Source organism: Paraglaciecola sp. G1-13, from assembly GCF_055809255.1.
In genome coordinates, this window is record NZ_CM147903.1 from 2,306,624 (window position 1) to 2,328,987 (window position 22,364).

19 protein-coding genes are annotated in these 22,364 nt (G+C 43.8%); 7 read left to right on the forward strand and 12 right to left on the reverse strand.

Translation table 11 applies throughout. The annotated features are described in order from the left end of the window. Window positions 1-453: 453 nt before the first annotated feature. The 4 genes from AC0L6N_RS09605 (at window position 454) to AC0L6N_RS09620 (ending at window position 4,066) form a co-directional block, all read left to right on the forward strand. Window positions 454-2,448 carry a dentin sialophosphoprotein gene (locus AC0L6N_RS09605; protein ID WP_473480873.1) on the forward strand — a complete coding sequence of 665 codons (1,995 nt, stop codon included), beginning with the start codon at window positions 454-456 and terminating at the stop codon, window positions 2,446-2,448. A gap of 81 nt (window positions 2,449-2,529) precedes the next feature. Further along, window positions 2,530-2,877 (forward strand): hypothetical protein, encoded by a 348-nt coding sequence (locus AC0L6N_RS09610; RefSeq protein WP_473480875.1) that lies wholly within the window; start codon window positions 2,530-2,532, stop codon window positions 2,875-2,877. 19 nt (window positions 2,878-2,896) lie between these two features. Continuing rightward, window positions 2,897-3,568: a C39 family peptidase gene (locus AC0L6N_RS09615; RefSeq protein ID WP_473480877.1), complete on the forward strand. Its 672-nt coding sequence runs from the start codon at window positions 2,897-2,899 to the stop codon at window positions 3,566-3,568. Window positions 3,569-3,583: 15 nt separating this feature from the next. Next, complete coding sequence (locus tag AC0L6N_RS09620) at window positions 3,584-4,066, forward strand: hypothetical protein (RefSeq protein WP_473480879.1); 483 nt, start codon at window positions 3,584-3,586, stop codon at window positions 4,064-4,066. Window positions 4,067-4,211: 145 nt separating this feature from the next. On the opposite strand, the gene AC0L6N_RS09625 is transcribed toward AC0L6N_RS09620, so the two are convergent. The 3 genes from AC0L6N_RS09625 to AC0L6N_RS09635 form a co-directional block, all read right to left on the reverse strand. Then, entirely contained in the window at window positions 4,212-5,537 is a 1,326-nt protein-coding gene (locus AC0L6N_RS09625) for a transporter (RefSeq protein ID WP_473480881.1), read from the reverse strand. A gap of 701 nt (window positions 5,538-6,238) precedes the next feature. Further along, on the reverse strand, window positions 6,239-7,012 hold the full coding sequence (locus AC0L6N_RS09630) for an IclR family transcriptional regulator (RefSeq protein WP_473480883.1): 774 nt from the start codon (window positions 7,010-7,012) through the stop codon (window positions 6,239-6,241). A 133-nt stretch (window positions 7,013-7,145) separates the two neighbouring features. Then, window positions 7,146-7,553 (reverse strand): DoxX family protein, encoded by a 408-nt coding sequence (locus AC0L6N_RS09635; RefSeq protein WP_011575125.1) that lies wholly within the window; start codon window positions 7,551-7,553, stop codon window positions 7,146-7,148. Between the two features lie 292 nt (window positions 7,554-7,845). On the opposite strand from AC0L6N_RS09635, the gene AC0L6N_RS09640 reads away from it, so the two are divergent. After that, a complete protein-coding gene (locus AC0L6N_RS09640; protein WP_473480885.1) occupies window positions 7,846-9,549 on the forward strand; it encodes an RluA family pseudouridine synthase in 1,704 nt (567 codons plus the stop codon). Between the two features lie 108 nt (window positions 9,550-9,657). Then, window positions 9,658-11,097 (forward strand): MFS transporter, encoded by a 1,440-nt coding sequence (locus AC0L6N_RS09645; RefSeq protein ID WP_473480887.1) that lies wholly within the window; start codon window positions 9,658-9,660, stop codon window positions 11,095-11,097. 100 nt (window positions 11,098-11,197) lie between these two features. On the opposite strand, the gene AC0L6N_RS09650 is transcribed toward AC0L6N_RS09645, so the two are convergent. Together AC0L6N_RS09650 and AC0L6N_RS09655 are read right to left on the reverse strand one after the other, a co-directional pair. Then, window positions 11,198-12,478 carry a DEAD/DEAH box helicase gene (locus AC0L6N_RS09650; protein WP_473480889.1) on the reverse strand — a complete coding sequence of 427 codons (1,281 nt, stop codon included), beginning with the start codon at window positions 12,476-12,478 and terminating at the stop codon, window positions 11,198-11,200. 566 nt (window positions 12,479-13,044) lie between these two features. Then, entirely contained in the window at window positions 13,045-13,962 is a 918-nt protein-coding gene (locus AC0L6N_RS09655) for a LysR family transcriptional regulator (RefSeq protein WP_473480891.1), read from the reverse strand. An 87-nt stretch (window positions 13,963-14,049) separates the two neighbouring features. On the opposite strand from AC0L6N_RS09655, the gene AC0L6N_RS09660 reads away from it, so the two are divergent. Then, window positions 14,050-14,856 carry a class II aldolase/adducin family protein gene (locus AC0L6N_RS09660; protein ID WP_473480893.1) on the forward strand — a complete coding sequence of 269 codons (807 nt, stop codon included), beginning with the start codon at window positions 14,050-14,052 and terminating at the stop codon, window positions 14,854-14,856. Window positions 14,857-14,924: 68 nt separating this feature from the next. Here AC0L6N_RS09660 and AC0L6N_RS09665 read toward each other — a convergent pair whose 3' ends face one another. The 7 genes from AC0L6N_RS09665 to AC0L6N_RS09695 form a co-directional block, all read right to left on the reverse strand. After that, complete coding sequence (locus AC0L6N_RS09665; protein WP_011575131.1) at window positions 14,925-15,845, reverse strand: M14 family metallopeptidase; 921 nt, start codon at window positions 15,843-15,845, stop codon at window positions 14,925-14,927. Window positions 15,846-16,068: 223 nt separating this feature from the next. Next, complete coding sequence (locus AC0L6N_RS09670) at window positions 16,069-16,455, reverse strand: ribbon-helix-helix domain-containing protein (RefSeq protein WP_011575132.1); 387 nt, start codon at window positions 16,453-16,455, stop codon at window positions 16,069-16,071. Between the two features lie 139 nt (window positions 16,456-16,594). Beyond that, window positions 16,595-17,233 carry an HD domain-containing protein gene (locus tag AC0L6N_RS09675; RefSeq protein ID WP_473480895.1) on the reverse strand — a complete coding sequence of 213 codons (639 nt, stop codon included), beginning with the start codon at window positions 17,231-17,233 and terminating at the stop codon, window positions 16,595-16,597. Window positions 17,234-17,407: 174 nt separating this feature from the next. Continuing rightward, window positions 17,408-17,743, reverse strand: coding sequence for an excalibur calcium-binding domain-containing protein (locus AC0L6N_RS09680; protein WP_011575134.1), 336 nt, complete (start codon window positions 17,741-17,743; stop codon window positions 17,408-17,410). Between the two features lie 125 nt (window positions 17,744-17,868). Further along, window positions 17,869-18,645 (reverse strand): substrate-binding periplasmic protein, encoded by a 777-nt coding sequence (locus AC0L6N_RS09685; protein ID WP_473480897.1) that lies wholly within the window; start codon window positions 18,643-18,645, stop codon window positions 17,869-17,871. A 240-nt stretch (window positions 18,646-18,885) separates the two neighbouring features. Beyond that, the gene (locus AC0L6N_RS09690; protein WP_473480899.1) at window positions 18,886-21,348 is read right to left on the reverse strand and encodes a glycoside hydrolase family 31 protein; all 2,463 of its coding nucleotides are present in this window, start codon (window positions 21,346-21,348) and stop codon (window positions 18,886-18,888) included. A gap of 106 nt (window positions 21,349-21,454) precedes the next feature. Next, on the reverse strand, window positions 21,455-22,321 hold the full coding sequence (locus AC0L6N_RS09695; RefSeq protein ID WP_473480901.1) for an alpha/beta hydrolase: 867 nt from the start codon (window positions 22,319-22,321) through the stop codon (window positions 21,455-21,457). Window positions 22,322-22,364: the final 43 nt, after the last annotated feature.

A 22,364-nucleotide genomic window follows, 5' to 3' on the forward strand; every position in this document is an offset into this window, starting at 1 on the left:
CTATACACTAATTATATTAATGTCTGTCATTAAGCATTCATGTAAAAAAAACCGACATGAGAGTGTGCAGATGTTTTTAATTATTCAGTGCCAACATTCGCATTCATTAAAAAAATATGTTCATTCATTGTGTATATATTAATTAAAGAATATTTTGTGATTTTCAAATTCCATTAAATAAACCTACCCCATACCGCCTAACAAAAAGAGAATTTACTTTACCCAAATTTTAAAAGATCCAAGCTGATACTGGTCCTTAACGCTATTTTTGAGGTTAATTTAATATGTATTTAATGGAATTTTTAGTTTCCATTTAACTACAGTTGATGCGGGAGATTAAGAACAAGATAAATGTTCAATTTCCTTTTTCATAATTTGAATATTAAGGCGTTGCTATTTTCAGTGTGACGATCAGTGAATGGTAACCAATCGTTTTTTAATGGAGCATAAAAGATGAAATCATTTAATAAAAGTTTATTAGCAGCAAGCATGGCTATCATACTCGGTTCAGCAACCAGTGTATGGGCAAACCCTACCAATACCGCAAACGAAGTTGCTGATTCCCAAACAGCGACAGCCAGTGCTGATAGCACCGGAGACTCTTCCGCTGCGGCAAATGAGAACTCTACCGCCAATACCGACAACAGCACTGACTCTTCTGACAACAGCGACGCAAGTTCTGCCTCTGGGTCTGAGGTTGCAGCAAATAATGGCAGCATGGCCGCAACTGATAATAGTGACAATTCAGACAATTCCGATGCGTCTGATAACAGTGATAACTCAGACAATAGTGATAACTCAGACAATAGTGATAACTCTGATGGCAGTTCTGCTTCAGGGTCTGAAGTTGCCGCAAATAATGGCAGCATGGCCGCAACTGATAATAGCGACAATTCAGACAATTCCGATGCGTCTGATAACAGTGATAACTCAGACAATAGCGATAACTCTGATGGCAGCTCTGCTTCAGGGTCAGAAGTTGCAGCAAATAATGGCAGCATGGCCGCAACTGACAACAGCGATAACAGCGATAACTCTGATATGAGTGACAATTCAGACAACTCTGATAACAGTGATCAATCCGACGGAAGTTACGCATCATCCACTGAATCTGCCGCCAACAATGGAAGTACGGCTATGAGTGATCGTTCTGACAACTCAGACAACTCCAATAATAGCGACAACTCTGACAATTCTGATAGCAGCAATAATTCCGATAACAGTGATAAAAGCGATGGTAGCTACGCATCAGCCACCGACTCTGCGGCAAATAACGGCAGTATGGCGATGACAGACCGCTCTGATAACTCAGATAATAGCGACAACTCTGATAACTCAGATAACAGCGACAACTCTGACAATTCAGATAGCTCAAGCTCAGACAGCAGTGACAACAGTTATGCTATGGGCACTGAGGCAACTGCAAACAACGGTAGCACCGCCATGAGTGACCGCTCTGATAATTCAGACAGCAGCAATAACTCTGATAACTCTGATAATAGCGATAACAGCAACAATAGCGACAACAGCTATGCATCAGCATCAGACGCAGCAGCCAATGGCGGCAGTACCGCTAGCTCTGACCGTTCAGACAACAGCATGGCAAGTGCCAGTGCGATGGGCTCTGCAGCCGCTAATGGCGCAAGTACCGCCTCGGTAGACAACAGTGATAATAGCGACAACAGCATGGCGCGCGCCAACGCGATGGGTGCCGCGTCAGCTAATGGTGGCAGTACAGCCAGCACGGACAATAGCGACAACTCAGATAATTCGGATAATTCAGACAACAGCAACAATTCTGACAACTCTGATAACGCTGACAACAGCTATGCTAGTTCGTCCATGGGAGGCGCATCGGCTAATGGCGGCAGTACAGCCAATGTTGATAACTCTGACAATTCTGACAACTCAGATAATTCTGACAACTCAGATAATTCAGACAACAGTGACAATAGCGATAATAGCTACGCTAATGCGGCCGAAGGTGGCGCCTCTGCTAATGGTGGCAGCACAGCCACCGTAGACAACAGTGACAGCAGTGATAACAGTGATAACAGTGACAATAGTTATGCCAGTGCCGCCGAAGGTGGCGCCTCTGCCAATGGTGGTAGCACAGCCTCTGTTGATAATAGTGACAACAGCGATAACAGTGATAACAGCGACAGTAGCTCGGCTTGGTCCGAAGGCTGGGGAACGTCTGCGGCGAATAACGGCGGAGTGGCCACCACGACTTACAGTGTCAATGATTCATACTTAACTGGCACAGTAACAGGCAACTACGTCACGTACAGCTTTGATAATCAGTCAACTATCGCTAGTAACAATAGTATGTCTGATACGTTCAATGGAACCGCTGGTATCAACCAAAACGTGCAGAACCTAGGGCACAATGCCTTAGCTCAGCAACAAGTATCTTTCCAAGGGAATGTCAATGTGAACCCACAATAACCTCCTTATTGTAGGCTTCATTTCAAGGATAAATAGGTTACTGGCGGCAGCGCCAGTAACCTATTAATAAGGATACTAGCCATGAAGATTTTATCGAGAGTTACCTGCGTATCATCTTTGTTACCGTTATTTTTATCGGTGTCTTTTTGTGTAACTGCACAACCAAATATAGATGAAATGCCACCCGTGTTGCTCGAAGATTTAGAGCAAGAACGTGGTATGGGTGGTGTGATGGATGTGACCAACAACAGCCACTTAGAGGCTGTACTGACCAACAATTACAATTCAAATAGTGTGACCGGAAATAACACAATTGATCGCGGCTCGTTCAATGAAGCGGCGGGCGTTTTTTCTATTATTCAAAATACCGGTAACAACGTCATTATTCAGGACTCTACCATTATCACAGTGACCATTACCCCTAATTAACGGATGAATAGGTGTACACATGAGACTTTTACTTTGTTTGTTACTGTTATTGACCACTTCCCCCGCTTGGGGCGGCCTAGTCGATTTTAACGGCCAATTTTCGATTAAAGTTTCCAGTATTGCCGAGCTACGCTTTAAAACCATTTACAAGCAACAATATGACTTTAGCTGCGGCTCGGCCACGTTAGCAAGCTTATTATCGTTTCATTACGATGACCAAGTGAATGAATTAAGCGTGTTTAAAGACATGTTCGCACATGGCAATAAAGAAAAAATTAAGCATCAAGGGTTCTCTCTACTCGATATGAAACACTATCTGACTCGTCGAGGCTATAACGCAAATGGTTTCAAAATCACCCTCGAACAACTAGCCAGTGCGCAGCTTCCTGCCATCACGATTATTAATAACAACGGTTACATGCACTTCGTGATCATCAAAGGCAGTAATGACTCCGAGGTACTAGTGGGTGATCCAGCAGTAGGTATTAAGTCGATAAAAATAGATGCTTTTCAACAGATGTGGGGAGGCCGAATTGTGTTTGTAATACAAGACCAAAAGGACATAGCCGTTAATCATTACAAGAACGATCAACAAAACGATCATCTCGTTAGGGCAAACTTAGGGTTGGCCATCGACCATGCCAGCCTAGGGCTATTTAACGTATTGCAGCCATCCAGCGTCGACTTTTAAGTGAAGGACTCATTTATGAATATGCCAGCAGCCGTTCGCACCTTAACCACTCGCATTAGCGCTATTAGCGTACTTTTAATGGCAACCTGCACCTACAGTACTCACGCCCTTTCTGCTAACAAATTTACTGAGCATACTCAGTGGGAGCCCGTTGCAGAAAGTGCGTTGGCAGAGTTGCGCGCAGGCTTTGTGCTCGGTAATGGCGTGGTGGTGGATTTAAATTTTCAAAAAAGCATATTCAGAAACGGCGAACTGGCCAGTCATTCCTATTTTCAAACCCCGCAAGACTTTGCTTTACTAAGCAAAGACCAATTTTCTTTGCAATCCATTTTGCCTACCAATTCATTTAATACCGTTTTACAGAACACATTAGATAACCAAACGTTATCCGCAATAACCAATATCGATATCACAATAAAGAATCTAGAACATGCAAAACAAGCCTTTTCCCAAGACCAATTATATAACACGTATTTTAACGCCATAGCGCACCAGTAGAACCTAAGTCATAAGTGGATTCAAAGGATGTAGCCTAGTGATGTATTAATAAGCCATATATCAATCGACAGTTTGCCAGAACACGATGCGGCCAAAAACTTATTATATTTAGCTGGTTATTGCGTGAGTACTTGAACGTTAGTCACTAAAACGTCACCGGCAGTCTGAAGTTCAAACGCGTATCTTGTGCATCATCCGTCACACCGATCGCCAATGACAGACTGACGTTGGTTGAGGGCGAATATCGAAACGAGTAGCCTATAATTAACTGGCCAATATCGAGTTGGCTCCCGTCTATTTTTATATCGTTGATCTTTGATTTCAACACATGCTTATGAGAATAACTCAGACTCATGGACGCCCGTTCATTCAACGACACCCCAAGGCCGAAGCTGATCCCCGCGCTGTCACCTGGGTCAACATTACCCACCTCCTCTTCTGTGTCCATGTTGTATCCATAACTTAAATTTCCAAAAAATACGCCGGGATCAGTCGCATAAATAGCAGTAACGCTAGGTTGAATACTCACATACCCCGAGCCTGTTGGCAGCTCTGTGGGAAATACCGCGCCGGGGGTCGATTGCATAAATTCAACTTCAAATGGGCTGGTACCGGTAGGAATAGTCGCCACAAGGTTTGCGACAAAAATGGGCCCTCCATCTTTTGGGTTATTGAGTTGATAACGGGTCGACACCTCAATATCCCCTAGCCCATGGCCGTCAGCGTTAAAGATCTCATCTTCACTTACCCCGACACTGACAGGGCGTGACCGCTGGCTATCACTTCGCGCGAGATAAGGCACTTTCAAATCGACTTCCCAGCGCTCGGTGATCCCATAACGGGCTGAAATACTGCCAATAAAGCTGTGTCGTTTAATTTCGCGCAGATCAATAAGGCCCACCACTAATGCTGGTATGAAAGAAAAAGCATCTAAGAAAACCCGATTATTATCGGTATATGAGTAGCCAAAAGAAGGCTCTAAGACGAGTGTGCCTTTACCGGATAACACACCGCTAAAGGTATCTCCCAATTCAGGAATGGCGCTCGCGTCAATCACATTTGGTGACTTAGGCGGAGCTTGACCAACGGGCTTGTTTTGCGCCACGTTAGAGGTTGTTGATTGCGTTGGTTTAGTCTGCTTAGGTTTCGATGTTGATGTATTAGTACCAGCTACATTGTGTGATGTACCTTTGTTCGGGTTTTTATTTGAGTTTTCATCCGACCCCGTTGCCTGACTATTCGCCATAAGGGCATTCACCATGCGCGTCAGTGCTTCTATTTTCTCACCTTGCTTGGTTAATAAAACCCGCTGCCGTTCAAGCTCAGTTTTGTATTGATTGACAGATGTATCATCACCCTCAATATTCTGTGCAGCATAAGTCATTGACGATGAACTTAGCCAAAAAGCCAGCGCAAATTTTGATAATTTGAAAGAAAAGAGGGGGGTTATCTGATTTACGACGTTTTCCATAACTAATCCTTTATTCGTTTACGAAAACATTTAAACCTTTACAACGTATAAATTAATTTATCCTGCATTAAAAATAGTGAATGAGTGAATAAAACTCAAATTTTAATCTATAAAATTGCATTCTAGTTATTAAATAAAAAGACGTAACCCCTAAATTGATAAGTATAAAAAAACACCCAATACCAGTCATTAATATTGGGTGTTATGAGTTTTAATGCAAGTAAATAAAATAGCGCTTTATTAGTCCCTTAAAAATCGGCTTTAAATACCTTTTGGAATTTAACATTCAGTAGCGATTAAAAGAAATGGTAGCTCATTTGCAGTTTAATCGTACGCTGCGTATTCAATGTTTCCGAGGTAATACCTTGATCGCCCGTAGGCGCACCTAAAATAGCACCTATGGGTGCCGCCGGCGGTCCGCTAAAAACTCTCGCCCCCTGTCTTGCTCCCTACCCATAAGTGCTGTAAACAACGGTATTATCAGACCACTCGTATTTCACACTGACATAGTCGTTTAGAAAAACTATCAACATTCTGGATGGCTGGCGTGGTCTTTATGATGTTCGCATATGGCGCTATCGCGTTAAGTGGCTACGTTAAATACAAAAAATAACGCCACCCTATTTCTGGATGGGACACACTTCGTAAAAAGGGCGCCATATTGCTATGGCGCCCTTTTTAATCGTAAATGCTGTAACCAATTACATGGCGCCTTTACCTAACGCTAACTCAATGGTGGTTTTATATTCACGCAGCTGTTTAGCAAGTTGCTTTTTGTTACGATTAAAACGCACAGTGGGAACCGGAATGGAAATCGCAATATTGCGCCCATAAGGATCTTCAATCGCCACACCAATTGCGCACACCCCTTCACAGTGTTCCTCCTTATCAAACGCTACACCATTCTTGCGAATACTGGCGATTTCAGTGAGCAACTGTTCGGTGCTAGTGATGGTTGAATGGGTCAAGGCTTTAATAGGGTGAGCGTCAACAAAAGCCATAACTTCTTCGTCACTCATGGTGGCAAGCATCGCTTTGCCATTGGCGCAGCTGTAGATCGAAAAGGCATGCCCTACCGCAGAGACCGCGCGTAATTGGTGGGTATCAGTGGTGACCTGATCAATAAAGATCATGTTTTCAGCGTCTTGCACAGATAAATCCACTGTCTCCCCTACTTCATCTGACAAGTTCTTCATGTGAGGTATGAGTACTCTGTCAATATCTGCTTTCGCCGCAGAGCCCAAAGACACGAGCCCCGGCCCTAAGCGCACGCGAGAGGTAGGACTTGCTGCAATTAAAAAACCTTCAGAAGCCAGTGAATTAACGATACGCTGCACGGTTGAACGCGCAAGTTTGACGTTCTTGGCGATAGCACTAAGACTCAACCCTTCAGGGTGACCCTCAAGCGTTCGCAAGATGTTAGCAGCACGAGAGATCACTTGTATCCCTTGGCGCGAGTTAGGTTCATTTTCCATATGGTCACCTCGTATTAGTAATATGAAAACACACACCTAAAATGTATCACGATACAATACACCTAAACCAGTTTTTATTGGTGCTACATGCACGTTATCAACCTAAGTCAAAGTAGACCGCACCACTACCTAACTATTTCTGACGGTTATCCACGCTCATTTGGCCAGTACCCCGTGCGGCCAATATCAGCAATCCCGCCATAATGGCCATATTTTTTACAAAGTTCTGCGTTTCATGAGCAATATTGCCGCCCTCGGGTAAGTTCCAAAAATTATGCATAAATAGACTAATAATCAGCGTTAAGCCGGCTAATAAAAATGCCGCAAATCGGCCTTTAAAACCGATAATAATCGCCAGCCCAGCGGTTAATTGTATGACAATGGTAAGCAGTAAAAGCGGCGTCACAAGCGGAACGTTATGATGCTCCATGTACTGACTCATGGCGTCAAAACTTACTATTTTTTGCAGGCCTGGCGCTATAAAATATAAGCCAAGTAGTAACCTACCCACTAGCAGACACGCGGTTTCAAACATATTCATACGATTTCCTTATTGTTATTATTAAAGGCCACTGAGGCGCTGTTGCAAACACACTGATAATACAGCATGCGAAGGCGGATAAACTAGGAAGGGCTGCTCTTTACTGAGCATTTTTTATCGAGCCATAAGCTATGCAAAAAAAGCAGATGCTTGCGATTCTAGCAGCTCAATATTAAAAGCACTTAACCTCGTATAAATGCTTCATTGTCACTAAAGTAAAAGCGATGGGTATGATAAACTTTACGCTCTTTCACCCCAATGCTAAATCGATCTATACGACACACTATAGCCAATGACATCTAATCAACCCTCTTGCTTTACGACGTTTTCTGCTGATGTTTCCGCAGATATTTTGTCCTCTACGCTACCTGAAAAGTTTACGTTTCCATTTTACTACCAGCCTCACGCGTTGTGTCAGCTTGCAGCAAAAGAGCTGCAACAGCATATACTGACGCAAACAGACTGGTATCATAATTTCGGTTTAAGTGACGACCCTGCATTGATTATTGGCAAAATGTTCGGAGTATTGTTGGTCAAAAACAGTGTCGGCGAGTTGGGCTATTTAAGTGCTTTTTCCGGCAAGTTAGCTGAGCAAAATCACTTACCCAAGTTTGTACCTCCTGTGTTTGATATGCTGGCAAGCGATAGTTTTTTTCATGATGAGCAGCACATGATCAAGCAGATAACAGCCGAGCTTGATGTTATTTTGCAAGACTCTGCATACCAGCTTGCCAAAGACAACTTTGCCCATACCCAAGCGAATTGCCTTGCTGAAATTGAACAAAAGCGTTTACGCGTCGTTGCTAATCGCGCTAAACGAAAAGCGCTACGAGACAATGCCACTGCTGAGCCAGAAAACGCTGAGCTTGAGTCGCTGTTTAAGTCCTTAGCAGCCCAAAGCATTGAAGAAAAGCTTGAATTTACCCAACACAAAAAAGATCTATCTAGCACGATAGCCTCGGCTAAAGATTCCCTCGATAAATTTGAACGACAAATACAATCCCTAAAGAAACAACGTAAAACACTTTCAGCACAGCTACAACAGCGTCTTTTCGAGCAGTACCAATTTTTAAATGCGCTTGGGGATAACAAATCGTTGGCCGCAATATTCAGTGACACCGTTATGCGCACGCCTCCTGCTGGTGCGGGTGAATGTGCCGCCCCAAAACTGCTGCATTATGCTTATAGCCATAATTTAACGCCTGTTGCCATGGCAGAGTTTTGGTGGGGGGCTTCGCCTAAATCACAAGTACGCAAACACAAGCAGTTTTATCCTGCATGTATTGGAAAATGCCAACCCATTTTGAACCACATGCTTGAGGGGTTAACAGTAGAAGAAAATCAGCTATTGAAAAACGCAGCTGACGGCGAGCAAATAGAGATCATTTACCAAGATCATGAAATGCTTATCATCAATAAACCGGCTCAGTTGTTATCTGTACCGGGTAAGCATATCAGTGATTCTGTTTATACCCGCATCAAAGCAATGCTGCCCCATGCCACAGGCTCTTTAATAGTGCATCGCTTGGATATGTCCACATCAGGTTTGATGGTCATTGCGTTAAGTACTGCTGCCCACAAGGTGCTACAAAAACAGTTTATCAGCCGGCAAGTCAGTAAACGCTATATGGCCCTTATTGATGGCATTGTGACTGATGAAAACGGCGTTGTTACTTTGCCGCTAGCAGGTGATTTTTATGACAGGCCCAGACAGTGCGTATGTGACAAAACCGGCAAACCAGCCCATACCACTTGGCAAGTGATTGAACGGCGCCACAAAACTCAGCAAACCAAGGTATATCTGCACCCCAGAACAGGACGAACACACCAATTACGTGTTCATTGCGCCCACGAGCGCGGGTTAAACATGCCGATTGTGGGGGACGATTTGTACGGTACTCAAGCCCGTCGTTTACACTTACATGCTCAATATTTGGGTTTGTTTCACCCGGTATCCAATCAATGGCTTGAGTTTAGCTGCAACCCTGATTTTTAAATTACCTCAAGTCGGTATTTGCTAAAAGTCGATTATTTATAGCTTGAGCAGTGAAAGTCATCACTGCAATGAGTATTATACCCATTCTTCTCGCTACTATCGGTGTATATGGCTTCTCTATTTCCTTCTTTATCAAAACTGCCACTGACTACGGTAGCGCTTATTGTAGTCTGTGCAGGCTCATTTATTGGTCCTTTGGGCATGGCGTCTGTCAATATTGCGATCCCGGATCTTGCCGCTGAGCTTCAAGCCAACGCCAAAATGGTCAGTTGGCTGCCCACTATCTTTTTACTGGCGAATGTCGCGTTGATGCTGCCTTTTGGCAAGCTGGCGGATAATTACGGGCGCAAGCGCATTTATAGCTATGGTCTGGTGCTTAATGTTATTTCGTCCACCATGTGCGCTTTGGCATTTAATATTGAATGGTTATTGTTTTGGCGATTCATGCAAGGCGCAGCCGCGGCGATGATATTCGGTACCGGTGTGGCCATTTTGACCTCGGTTACCCCAGCAGAAAGACGCGGTTTCGCGCTAGGAATAGCGGCAGCCTGCGTATACATAGGATTAACTGTCGCCCCAGCGGTTGGCGGCTGGCTCACAGAGTTATGGGGGTGGCGTTCAGTATTTTTATTTCAAGTGCCTTTAGTCGTTATGTTGCTGGTACTCATCAAAATGCGTATGCATGGGGAATGGAAAAACGAACGTAAAGCGAAATTTGATTGGCGAGGCTCGGGGATTTTCATTATTGCTGCCACATGTCTCGTATTTGGGTTAAGCCAATTACCCTCCGTTTTGGGCTTTTTATTGCTGGGTATAGCATTGATTTTTATGGTCTGGTTCGTGGTTCATCAGTCAAAACGGGATCAACCGCTGATACGGGTACAGATGTTTAAGGAAAGCCGAGTATTCTCTATGTCTTTGGCCACGTCACTATTGATGTATGCCAGTAACTATCCCCTAACCTTCTTGCTCAGCTTGTATCTGCAATATGTGAAAGGATTTAGCCCGTCTGAATCTGGGCAAATTATCTTATTGCAGGCAATGGCCATGGCATTTTTAGCGCCACTGTCGGGTAAACTATCAGATAAGGTTCAGCCCAGATTACTCGCGACCACAGGTTGCGCTATTGTGGCGTGTGGCTTCTTTATTTTAAGTCGAATGGATATTGATACCCAAGCTTGGTATATCGGCAGCTCATTGCTGCTTGTTGGTATTGGTTTTGGTTTGTTCTCTACCCCTAATAACAACGCCATTATGGGCGCTGTGCACAGTACCGAGTTGGGCGTGGCGTCGGCATCATTAAATTTAGCTAGGACCATAGGTAACCTTGTTGGCATGAGCATGGTGAATTTGTTGGTGCACCATTACATTGGCGATGCGCAAATCGTGCCGCAGCAGTACCCAGCTCTATTACAGACGGTGCTTGTCGCGTTAAATATATCGTTCGGGTGTGTGGTTATCGCTTGCATCATATCCGGCTTTCGTGGGCGAGAAGCAAAACCTGACACCCCTACCACAGTAAACGACAAAGATGAACCGGCCCCCTAGTTAAGTTTTGCCAACACAAAAAAAGAGTTGCTCTAGGAGCAACTCTTTTTTTAAATATTGCCCTTAACTAAGGCCACGCTTTGTTCTACATTTAGGACGCTTATTTACTCGTTCGTTTTGCCTTAGGTTTTGCTTTTGGCTTTGCCTTAGTAGCGCTTTTATCCATACGAATGACGGTTTGCGATGCTTTGTTAGTACGGCTGTTTTTACTGTGTTTGCGCACCGTTTTAAGTAAAGATTCGCGGCTACTAAATGCAAAGTCAGGGCGTGAAATACGTTTGATTTTGCCGTTAATTAAACGCTCTATCCTCTCTACTGTGCGCTCTTCTTCACGGCTCACAAATGAAATAGCATTGCCCTGCTGCCCAGCGCGACCTGTACGCCCAATACGGTGCACGTAATCTTCTGGTAAGTAAGGTAAGTTGTAATTCACTACATAATCAAGGCCTTGAATATCTAGGCCGCGGGCCGCCACTTCCGTTGCAATAAGCACCTGTAATTTGGCTGATTTAAAATCTGCGATTGCACGGCGGCGCGCACCCTGGCTTTTATCAGCATGGCAAACTGCAGCATCAATTTTACTGGTTTTAAGAGCGGCCATCAGTTTATCCGCTTGCTCTTTAGTACTGGTAAAGACCAATACCTGATACCAGTTTTGCTCAGCTAATAACGTCTTGAACAAACGAATTTTGTCTTCTTCAGATACAGGATACATCACATGCTGCACGGTATCCGCAGCACTGTTTAATTGCGTGGCGCGAATCTCTTGGTGATTTTTAAGCAGCTTATGAGCAAGCTCGTTCACGGTAGGGGAAATGGTCGCTGAAAATAACAATGTTTGGTGAGCAGAGGTGATTTGCGCCAGCATTTGACGTACATCGGCGATAAAGCCCATGTCCAACATACGGTCGGCTTCATCGAGGACCACAAATTCAACGTTAGCCAATTCGACATTTTTCAACGTCATGTGCTCCAATAATCGCCCAGGAGTCGAAATAACAATGTCCACACCAGCTTTTAATTTACTGGCTTGGCCACCTAATTTTACGCCGCCATAAAGAGCCGTGACTGAGATATCAGTGAATTTCGCGTAGTTCGCAATATTGGTTGCTAGCTGTTCGGCAAGCTCTCGGGTCGGCGTTAAAATAAGCGCTCTGGGTGTACCCGGTGTCGTCTTTTTAGGCTTGTTTAACATTTGCTGTAAAATAGGCACAGCAAACGCAGCTGTTTTACCCGTACCTGTTTGCGCACTGGCTAACACGTCACGACCGCGGCGAGCAACCACAATGGCTTGCTGCTGGATTGGGGTCATTTTTTTATAGCCGCAAGCATCAATGGCTTGTTGCAATTCTGGCGCTAAATCTAATGATGAAAAGTTCATGCTAATTTCTCTTTCTGGCAGACAAAAACATAGACGCAACTTGTTTACATGCTATCTGTGTAAATAGTTGCCATGACGTTATTTATCATATCGTAACGTCTGAATGTTGAATTTGCGTGATGGGTTAAAAAACGATGGCGAAATATACAGGAAATTCTGTTTCGATTCACAACTATATCAACCAATACAGCACTTAATGAACTTAATCGGGCTATAACTGAAAATTACACGTCAAAAATGAAACAAAACATTCGCCACTTTCGCCAACAAAGAGGCATCGAGCAGACCCGCTTGCTTGATTAAATATCTATTCATCAATCTCACTCCTCCTGCTGCGAATAAAATTTGGATCCCATCACATCATGGACCGCACGTCACAAAGTAAACATAAAATAGGCTTTCCAGGCACTGATGAAAAAAGTCATTGTCCTTATTGGTCAACACGTTAATACACATTTGCACTTTCGCCCAAACGAACGATGTTTCTGTATTGAGTTACGCTCATCGATTATTAGTGGAACGTCCAAGACGTACATTGTTGCAAGGCGCTTACTTCTTTAAGAGCCCTAAGATGGCGGGGGAATAACGCGTTTAGCAATAGCCAGTAGCTTCTGCCGCATCCAACTATTCAGTGGGTCGTGCACCGCTTGCTTATGCCAGTACATGTGTACAGGCAAAATGGGTACCTCGAACGGCAAAGGAACGACCTCAACGGGCATTTGTTGTTTTAGTAATCGCGCATAGGCGTTGGGCATGGTGAGCAACATGTCACAGCGACTGATGACACTGGTTGCAGCAAAGTAATGTTCACATTTTAAAGCAAACTTGCGCGCAACAGCATGTTTAGCCAGTGCCATATCTACGGTATTGACCGCAGAGTCTTTTAAGGTCACTAACGCATGCTCAGCCTTAATGTAATTAGCCAAGCTCATATCAGATAAAATGGGGTGGCCTTTGCGGCATATTAACGAAAAATGTTCATCACAAATCAATGTGTGCTGAATATCATCACTGGTTGGTGTAAGCACATCGATTACGATGTCGAGAGCTTGGCTTTCAAGAGCAGCCTCCATGTCTAGACGGCTCACTTGGCGGCTGTGCACTGTAATATTTGGAGTGTTAGCCATCAGATCAGTGGCCAATTCAGGAAAGAATATAGACTCAAGGATATCCCTAAAACCAAACTTCATTTCGCGCTGATATTGATGGACGTCAAAGTCGCCAATGTCGTGCAAAGTGGACTCTAGCTCTGCCACCGAGCTAAGTACCCTGGGCATAATCGTTTGGCACAGTTGAGTGGCGATCATTTTGCGTCCGTGGCGCACGAATAGCGGATCCTGATATTTATCTCTGAGCCTTGAAAGTGCATGACTCACCGCGGGTTGACTGAGATGGAGTCGTTTACCTGCTCCAGTAATTGAGCCTTCTTGGTAAACCGCGACAAGAATAAGAAATAAATTTAAATCAATTTTACTATGCAACATATTCATACTTTGGAATAAAATAACATCATTCGTATTTATTCTATTAGTTATTAGACTGGTGTCAAATCATCCAAATTGGAGTAGGACGTGAGCAACAAGATTCAACAAGATGCGAAACACATGGCTATTGGCGCAGGTAAATTTAAAATTCCGATGCCGCCCTCGTTTAGTGATAGATTTGAACAACGTGAATACGAAAAACAACGCTTAGCCGCGGGTTTTAGAGCGTTTGCGCTACATCATTTTGATGAAGGTTTAGCTGGCCATATTACCCTGCGCGACTTCATAGAGCCTGATACGTTTTGGGTCAACCCTCTAGGTATTCATTTTTCGATGATTAAGGCGTCTGATTTAGTGCGTATTGATCATCTAGGAAACATTATTGATGGTGAACATGCCGTCAATAATGCTGCGTTTGCAATACATTCTCGTCTCCATATGGCTCGGCCTGATGTGAATGCGGTTGCTCACGCGCACACTAAGTATGGCAGAGCATTTTCTTCATTAGGCCAACCTCTGCTGCCAATTTCTCAAGACGCGTGCATGTTCTTTGAAAATCACGGTATTTTTGCCACGTTCACAGGTGTAGTGGCTGAAAAAGAGGAAGGCGATATGATTGCAGAATCGCTAGGCGAGCACAGCGCGGTTATTCTACAAAATCATGGTCTTATCACAGTGGGCTCATCGGTTGATGCAGCTGTGGCAAACTTTATTTTGATGGATAGCTGTTGTCAAAGCCAGTTACTGGCACAAGCTGCGGGGCCATTGACCTTAATAAATCCAGATATTGCCCGTAAGACCAAAGCAGCCAACGGCTCTGAGCTCGTGACTTGGGGCAATTTCCAGCCTTTATATTCGATGTTGTTAGCGCAAGACGCCAGTTTCTTAGAGTAGGCATTACGCCCAAACCTAGCCTATCGAGATGAACAACGCTGTTACGCCTTGTTCATCTATTGGCGTTATCAGCCTTGTTGACGCAAGTAATCTAATGCGCCTATTACTGCAGCGACTTGGGCCAGAACGCACTCTTCCGGCGTAGCCGTTTCGCTATCAGGATAGACCTCAGTGGTTGTAGTGTAGCGTGCATTAGAAAACCCAGCACATAAGCCTAAATCTTTCAGTGCATAGTTAATGACCCCGTGTTGCGTCATAGGTGCACCGATCAATTTACCTTCGCTATCAGGCAACGCGATATGCGTGACTTGCTCAACACTTTTCACCACCGCACGTTGAAATGCATCTTGCGGATTTTGGGTATCGCCGACGGTGTAAAAGCCATCAGGAATTTGCCATATATCTTGCACAACTCCGTCTCTTGCACCAAGGGCTGGTCTAAACTCGCTGTTATCAGTGTCAGTCGTCTCATGTAAATCAATATGAGCGTGGATCGTTAGGCCGAGATTGCTCACATACGCCATGATTTGAGCCGCTTCTGGTGACATACTTTGGGGTACAAATGAGCGATTTGGATCTATCGCCATTGGGTTCCAACGATTGATTGTTTCGTATCCCCACGGGCTGATACAGGGAGCGATGATAAGGTTAAAGTCCGTTAAATAATCAATCCCGTGGCGCATAGCAAAACGCAATGCCCCTTGAACACCACTTGTCTCATAACCGTGCACTCCTCCGGTGACTAATACAGTTGGTTTATTGAGGTCGAATTCTTTGCTGGTAATAGCATAGAGTGCGTAAGGGCCGCTTTCGTAATCCAGCGTGCCGTATTGCTCCACATTGAATTGAGAGCGAAGGCTGTCAATATGAACAACCACTTCATTTTGATAGCTTCGCTTAATGGTTTGTTGCGTTAACCATTGGTCTTTTTCAGATTGTGTCCAAGGAATACCGGGTCTACCGATGTGATATGTGAGCTCTTGATTCATGAATTACCTTACAGATTTTTATCTAAACACGGTCAGTGACAATGCGTAGTATCATAAAGTATTTGCTGAGCAGTGTCAGAGAGAGACCAAATTATTCAAATTTAGATCAATACTCTATTGTCAGCTTATCTTGACTGTGAGGAATGGAACCTTGACGTGCTAAAAAGTCGTCGATGTTACTCAGTTGAGTAACATCGCATATGATAGGGAATGTTTATACAGGCTATACGGAAGGCTCTCGGGTAAAGCATCGACGTCTTGCTAAAGTACGCTGATTTTCCTGGCTAAGCAGCATATCTATACCCTCTTTTTTCATAGGTGTTTTTTCACAGCGAGTTAGTTCGCCATCCGCGACCAAGGATAAATATCGACTGCAACACACCCGCAAAAAGGAAGTAAAGTTACTCAAATCTAACTCTGCTTCTTGTGATTCAAAATAAAGCTTGGTGATGAGCTGATTAACCGACATATCATCACGAAAGGCAATTTCAGCTAACACATCCCAAAAGAAATTTTCTAATCGAATTGAGGTCACAACACCTTCTATGCGCAATGACTTAGTTCTACTCAACCATTGTTCTGATTCTGCCTCAATGAACAACTGACACATACTAAAGCTCCTTTTAGAATGTCCTGACATACTTTAACGATAAATGAGTGTGTTCCAACTTGGAACCACGTACGAAGTTAATCATGAAGCACACCAGATAGGGTAACAAAACTATACTACAAAGTGCTTGGCTCTGCTTTTACCGCCGCAGTAAACCAATTTCGTGACGCAATTGACGTAAATAGTGATGCATGAAATCAGTTCTGATCCGCCCTTCTCTTTTCGCTTCCTCGGTGTGAAGCATTTCCTCTATCCTGAGCAATTTTTGAAAAAAATGATCAAGAGTAAACTGTGAATCATCGATATCTCTATACAAAGCAAAAGGATCATCAGGCTCGTATAAATCGCGCTGTATCGAGGTGCCCACTTGCAAACATCTTGCAACACCTATCGCACCAATGGCGTCTAGTCTGTCAGCGTCTTGCACCGCGCAAGCTTCTAAGCTTTTAGGTGCGACGTTAGCACTGTAGCTATGTGCAACAATAGCGTGATGAATATGGTCAAAATGCGTTTTTGGGTAGCCAATTTCGGATAAGAAGGTCACCGCTTTATCCGCCGCTAAGCGTGAACTTGACGCTCTCTCAGGATGATCCTTTGGCAAAGTCACACAATCATGTAACCACACCGCGGGCATAACAACCCACTCGTCAGCCTTTTCCGCTTCACATAACTGTTTCGCATTTAGAACAACCCGCTTAACGTGTTGAAAATCATGGGCGGCGTCGGTGTCCATTTCTACTTTTATGAACTCAGCCATTTTGACCACGAATAGGTCCATTTTGGTCCACCTAATAACTCGTGCGTTACATCATCAAAGGTTGTATATTTTTCAATCACCTATTTTTAATAAGGTTATCGAATTACTTGAAGAATTAGGCACTATAATTGGTACGAAAACGAGCAGTTCGAATTACAAACAGTACATTATTCGGAATATTTACTAAACGCTAGCCTAAAAGCGGGTGTCATTTTCACACGGTATTCCGTCATCATCGCCGTCCATTCTTGTATCTGGACAATGCTGTAAAAAATATTCAGCTTCAGCGCGAGATGTCATTTGTCCGCAATATTGGCGACCATCACAACGAAAATTCATTATCATGGGTGCCGGTTTTCTTGCTGGTGATGCTGATACTTTGGGTATTTGGTTAGCCCGCATTTCCACGGGAGATTGTCGCGTAGGTTTTTGCGCTTGTTCTGATTGCGAAGTATTCGATTGTGCTTCTGGCTCCCCAATATATTGAAGAGCGGCAAACAGCACAGCCGCTAAAATGATTAATTTTCCCATTTTCGAATTCTTTATCTATGCCCTAGCTTAGGGCAACAATATAACAACATTTGCCATCCAAACCAGCGCCGATAGGTATTTAAAGACGTACATAGCTATTTTTTCAATGACCTATGCTGCTTAGTTTAATCTCGCAGTGTCCCAAGCGGGTTAATCTGTAACATATTGTTCTGTTTATATTCTTTATGCCTTTGGGAATACCGTTCCAATAGGCTTGCCAGCCATACCCTGTACTTATCAGACTTTAGTGTTTCATTTACATCAATTAGTAAGCCGGTATGAGGTGATTTTTTTGAAAAGGAAAAGTACAGATCGCCTTTCAGTAATCCATTAGGTGAGTCGACAATTTCACTATTAAGATCATACAGATTAAGCAAGTGTCGTCCAGATTGACGACCAAGTATCACTGCGTCAATTCTGTTAAGTTTCAACATCGATAACAATGCTTGATGATTTTTGACACGAATGACGTGGCTATTGTTAGCTAAATAATCATCTAACTCATTGCCTAGGCTTACACCACGGACTAAGCCTATTAATTTGCCTTTAAGCGTTTCTAGGCCGTTAAAGTCAAAGTAATTGTCTTTATTGACAAACATAGCATTTTCATTCATTGCCATTGGCTCAGAGGAAAACACTGAATATTCTTCACGATGTGAATTTTTGAAAGAACAGATATTAAGATCAACCTCTCCTTTCTCTATCATTTGTTGGCAACGCTTCCATGGGCCTACGTAAGTAAGGTCAACATCGTATCCGAGTGCACCAAAAAGTTCAGTTGCGACCCGAGCACATACACCGACAATCTTATCGTCCTCAAGCCAATTCCATGGCGCATAATCGTGATGTCCACAGGCTGTCAATATAGGCTTGTGCTCAGCGCTCGAAACCTGAAACATCATTAAGCTTGCTATTAACCACACTACCAATCTGTAATTCAAATACTCAGCCTATATCAAATTAATCGCCTACAACGTCTCATTGTTGATTTCAGCGTGATTGAAAATAACGCAGTATGACGTAAAGCACCAATTTAAATGATGCGTAATAGTGATGCAACCAACTGATGTGAATAATAAAAGATAAAATTTTCACTATGTATTTAGCCACCATGCGATGGCTACCAGCGTGTTATTTGAAGATTAAAACACCTGAACTGAAGTATCTGCGTCCCATCCAAATTTCACCTCAAGCGTGTTGGTTTCACTGTCCCAACGGGTCCCACGGTTTGCGTTTAAAAACGTCGTTTTGTCTTTAATCTGTGGTAATTGTTTGTCACCCACCAGCACTTGATTAATATCTTGCGGCCAATTATGGATCCAAAGTGACACCATCCTGCTTCCCGGCATGCCTTTGAATTCTCCTGTGCGTTTAAGTTCAAACACTAAAGAATCGGGTTTGCTCTCGTCACCTTGACGCTTGGCTGCGAACGTCAACGTTTCAAATGCCTTATCGCGAATAGCGTGAGGGTTTTTACCGTCATCGTTGTACATAACGGACGTGGACGTTAACGCGCTTTTATCCGCGTAATAATGTAAGTCGAGTGTTTTGGTTGAATAATTATCTGTACTCAGTACGGGTAACGTCATAGGGATAATAGCCCCACCTCTAGCCAAAACAGGCAGCAACTTAATGTCAGTAGGCATGGTTATCGTTTGATCACCCTCATAGCGCTCGTCACTCCAAAAATTGAACCAAGCTCCTTTGGGTAAGGTGATGCTGACCTCGTTCAGATTTGCTTGAGTGATAGGTTTAACCAATAACGCATCTCCCCAAAAATATTGATCCTTTAAATCGATGAGCGATATGTCATTTTCGTTTTCAAAAAACATCGGACGCATCAAGGGCATACCGGTCAAACTGTTCTCAAATGCCAAAGAGTAATTGTACGGCATCATGGCGTAACGCAACTCTACATAGGTACGAAGAATATCCTTGGTTTTGCCTTTATGAAACACCGGTTCTGGGGCAATATTGTCTTGTGCGTGGGGTCTAAAAACAGGTTGAAAAATACCGTATTGCAACCAGCGAATATACATTTGGGGATCGAATACGTCGCCTCCTGCAAATCCCCCTAAATCAGAGTGAGTGTACCCCAAGCCTAGCAAGCCCATTTGCAGTGATAATTCAACTTGCGGTTTCAAGCCATCCCAAGAGCGACTGACATCACCTGTCCAGGGGATCATGCCGTAACGCTGTGAGCCAACAAAACCTGAGCGCATCATGATAAAGGGTCTGGTGTTCGGCGCTAACGATACTTGCTGTTGATAAACTTGTTCTGCCCACTTATGCCCATAAGCGTTATGCACTTCGTCACCGGTTGCCAACATTCCATTGAGGTTATGCAGAGCATCTGCTGGGTGCACCTCTGGCTCACCTAAATCTCCCCACCAACCCGCTACACCCTGTTTGTACAACGCTGTGTAGGTTTGGTTAAACCAATCACGGGCGTCGTTATCGAACACATCAATTAGACCGGTATTGCCAAAGTAAAAATCGAATTGATAAGGATGACCTTCAGGATCTTTTACCAAGGCATTGTGTGTGACTGCCTCTTGCCAGTTTTTAGACGAAGACAGAATAAAAGGCTCAGTTATCACGACTGTTTTTACACCTTCTTTACGCAGATCACTGATCATCTTGACTGGCGTAGGAAAGGTCTTTTCGTCCCAACTCAAATTACCCATATGGCCTTTGATATCCGCTCCGAACCAATATAGATCAAGCACGAGTGCATCCAACGGAAATCCGGATTCTTGGTATTGTTTTACCGTATCTCGCACTTCTTGCTCACTACGATAGCCAAAGCGCGAGGCGAAACTGCCTAATGCCCATCTAGGCGGCAAAGGCTGCTTCCCCGTCACAGTGACGAAATTTTTAATTAACGATGGGTAGGTTTTTCCTGCAACGACAATGTAACTGGTACGCCCACCTATCGCTTCAAAGCGCATTTCATCGCTGTTGCTAGCACCTAAATCCATTTCCCCGCGGGCAGAGTTGTCGAATATCAACACGTATTTATTACTCGACATAACAGCGGATAAACCGAAATACATCTGATTTGACTCAGTGGTGTAGCCGTAATGCGCTTTGTTATAAAGAGGAAAGCGCTGACCGCGACGATCCATCCCCACTATGCGCTCACCCCCACCAAGTAATTTTTCATTTTCTTGCAAATCGAAACTAAAACCTCGCTTGTCAGTGTCAATGAACAAGCCTTGTTGCTCAGCTAACAGTAGTTTGTCATCACGAAAATAGCGGATCCGCAGGGGCGATTTATCTATTTGTGCACGAATACCAGGTGCGCTTAGCGTAAGGCGTGATGCATCATCTGATATCGTCAATTCTGTTTGCTTTGCGACCCCATCGATCGCAAATGATGGGAGCTGTTTAATGCCTTTGGGTTGATAAAAGACTTCAAAAGAATCACTGGCCAGTGCCGTAATGCTAAGTTGCCCTTCATCAGTTTGAATATGCAGTACTTGGCCATTCAATTCGTGTGATTGATACTCACTACTTGCCGCCGTAAATGCCAATAAAATCAGGCTAAGTCCAAATAACCGCATCATTATTTTTCGTCCAGTTGAAATGTGTATTTTTATCATAAGTAGGTGCGAATTCTCTTTAATGTGCTCATTGCTAATGCATTGCAGCAATAACATGTATCTTCAATATAGGTGTCGATTAGGCAACTCCCAATTAATAACAAGCCTAATGTATCTCAAACAGCCATTCAATCGCATCGGTAAATGAATCACCCCAAAGTTGTTCATTGTGTTGCCCACCAGCGATGGATACGAATTGCATGTTTTCACGAGGGTGACCCTGCTCTTTAATCAATCGCTGCATTTTGTCTGTATCAGCAATCATCCCGTCGCCCTCATTACTGCCGTATAACACGTATAGACGAGCGGAATCTTTGCTTCTATGTAGCCTGGTATCACTGAACACATCTTGCGAATACCAATAGGAGGGAGAAAAAATAGCGGCTTTGCCGAACACATCTGGGTAATTGTGTATGGCGTAGTGGGTGATTAAGCCGCCCATTGAGCTGCCCATCATCGCGGTGTTTTTTACATCGGCTTTAGTGCGATAGTTGTTGTCGATATAAGGTTTCACTACATCCACAATCAATTGCATATATGCTTTTCCTTGTGCTTCCCCAAAGCGTTTATTGGCCCATGGACTAAGCTCATTCATCCGAAAATCACCGCCGTTATCGATGGCAACAACGATAAATTTTCGTCCCGATGTTTTAGCCAGCGCGTTTAGACTTTCATCCACCCCCCATTCTTCAGCGTAAGCCGTGGCATTATCAAACAGGTTCTGGCCGTCATGCATGTAAATAACAGGGTATGACTGAGTTTCATGCTCATAATTCGGCGGTAGATAAAGGCGAACAGTTCTTTGGCGATCCAGTTCAGGTATTAAAAACGGATAAGGTAATACAGATACATTCGACGCGGCCGACGTCGGGCGCTGAATAACTTCGCCGCAACCAGATAGTACGAATAACGTGAACACCATACCCATCACTAAAAACAACAGACGACTCAAACTCGCTATCCAATTCCGCATTTATCCTGCCTTTACAATGTCGTTATCAAAAATTCTACCTGCG

Coding starts and splice junctions, on each gene's coding strand:
- AC0L6N_RS09675 (WP_473480895.1), bottom strand. CDS start 17,233: ATGGACCTATTCGTGGTCAAAATGGCTGAGTTCATAAAAGTAGAAATG.
- AC0L6N_RS09680 (WP_011575134.1), bottom strand. CDS start 17,743: ATGGGAAAATTAATCATTTTAGCGGCTGTGCTGTTTGCCGCTCTTCAA.
- AC0L6N_RS09605 (WP_473480873.1), top strand. CDS start 454: ATGAAATCATTTAATAAAAGTTTATTAGCAGCAAGCATGGCTATCATA.
- AC0L6N_RS09635 (WP_011575125.1), bottom strand. CDS start 7,553: ATGAATATGTTTGAAACCGCGTGTCTGCTAGTGGGTAGGTTACTACTT.
- AC0L6N_RS09625 (WP_473480881.1), bottom strand. CDS start 5,537: ATGGAAAACGTCGTAAATCAGATAACCCCCCTCTTTTCTTTCAAATTA.
- AC0L6N_RS09615 (WP_473480877.1), top strand. CDS start 2,897: ATGAGACTTTTACTTTGTTTGTTACTGTTATTGACCACTTCCCCCGCT.
- AC0L6N_RS09645 (WP_473480887.1), top strand. CDS start 9,658: ATGGCTTCTCTATTTCCTTCTTTATCAAAACTGCCACTGACTACGGTA.
- AC0L6N_RS09690 (WP_473480899.1), bottom strand. CDS start 21,348: ATGATAAAAATACACATTTCAACTGGACGAAAAATAATGATGCGGTTA.
- AC0L6N_RS09695 (WP_473480901.1), bottom strand. CDS start 22,321: ATGCGGAATTGGATAGCGAGTTTGAGTCGTCTGTTGTTTTTAGTGATG.
- AC0L6N_RS09650 (WP_473480889.1), bottom strand. CDS start 12,478: ATGAACTTTTCATCATTAGATTTAGCGCCAGAATTGCAACAAGCCATT.
- AC0L6N_RS09655 (WP_473480891.1), bottom strand. CDS start 13,962: ATGTTGCATAGTAAAATTGATTTAAATTTATTTCTTATTCTTGTCGCG.
- AC0L6N_RS09610 (WP_473480875.1), top strand. CDS start 2,530: ATGAAGATTTTATCGAGAGTTACCTGCGTATCATCTTTGTTACCGTTA.
- AC0L6N_RS09630 (WP_473480883.1), bottom strand. CDS start 7,012: ATGGAAAATGAACCTAACTCGCGCCAAGGGATACAAGTGATCTCTCGT.
- AC0L6N_RS09670 (WP_011575132.1), bottom strand. CDS start 16,455: ATGTGTCAGTTGTTCATTGAGGCAGAATCAGAACAATGGTTGAGTAGA.
- AC0L6N_RS09640 (WP_473480885.1), top strand. CDS start 7,846: ATGACATCTAATCAACCCTCTTGCTTTACGACGTTTTCTGCTGATGTT.
- AC0L6N_RS09620 (WP_473480879.1), top strand. CDS start 3,584: ATGAATATGCCAGCAGCCGTTCGCACCTTAACCACTCGCATTAGCGCT.
- AC0L6N_RS09665 (WP_011575131.1), bottom strand. CDS start 15,845: ATGAATCAAGAGCTCACATATCACATCGGTAGACCCGGTATTCCTTGG.
- AC0L6N_RS09685 (WP_473480897.1), bottom strand. CDS start 18,645: ATGATGTTTCAGGTTTCGAGCGCTGAGCACAAGCCTATATTGACAGCC.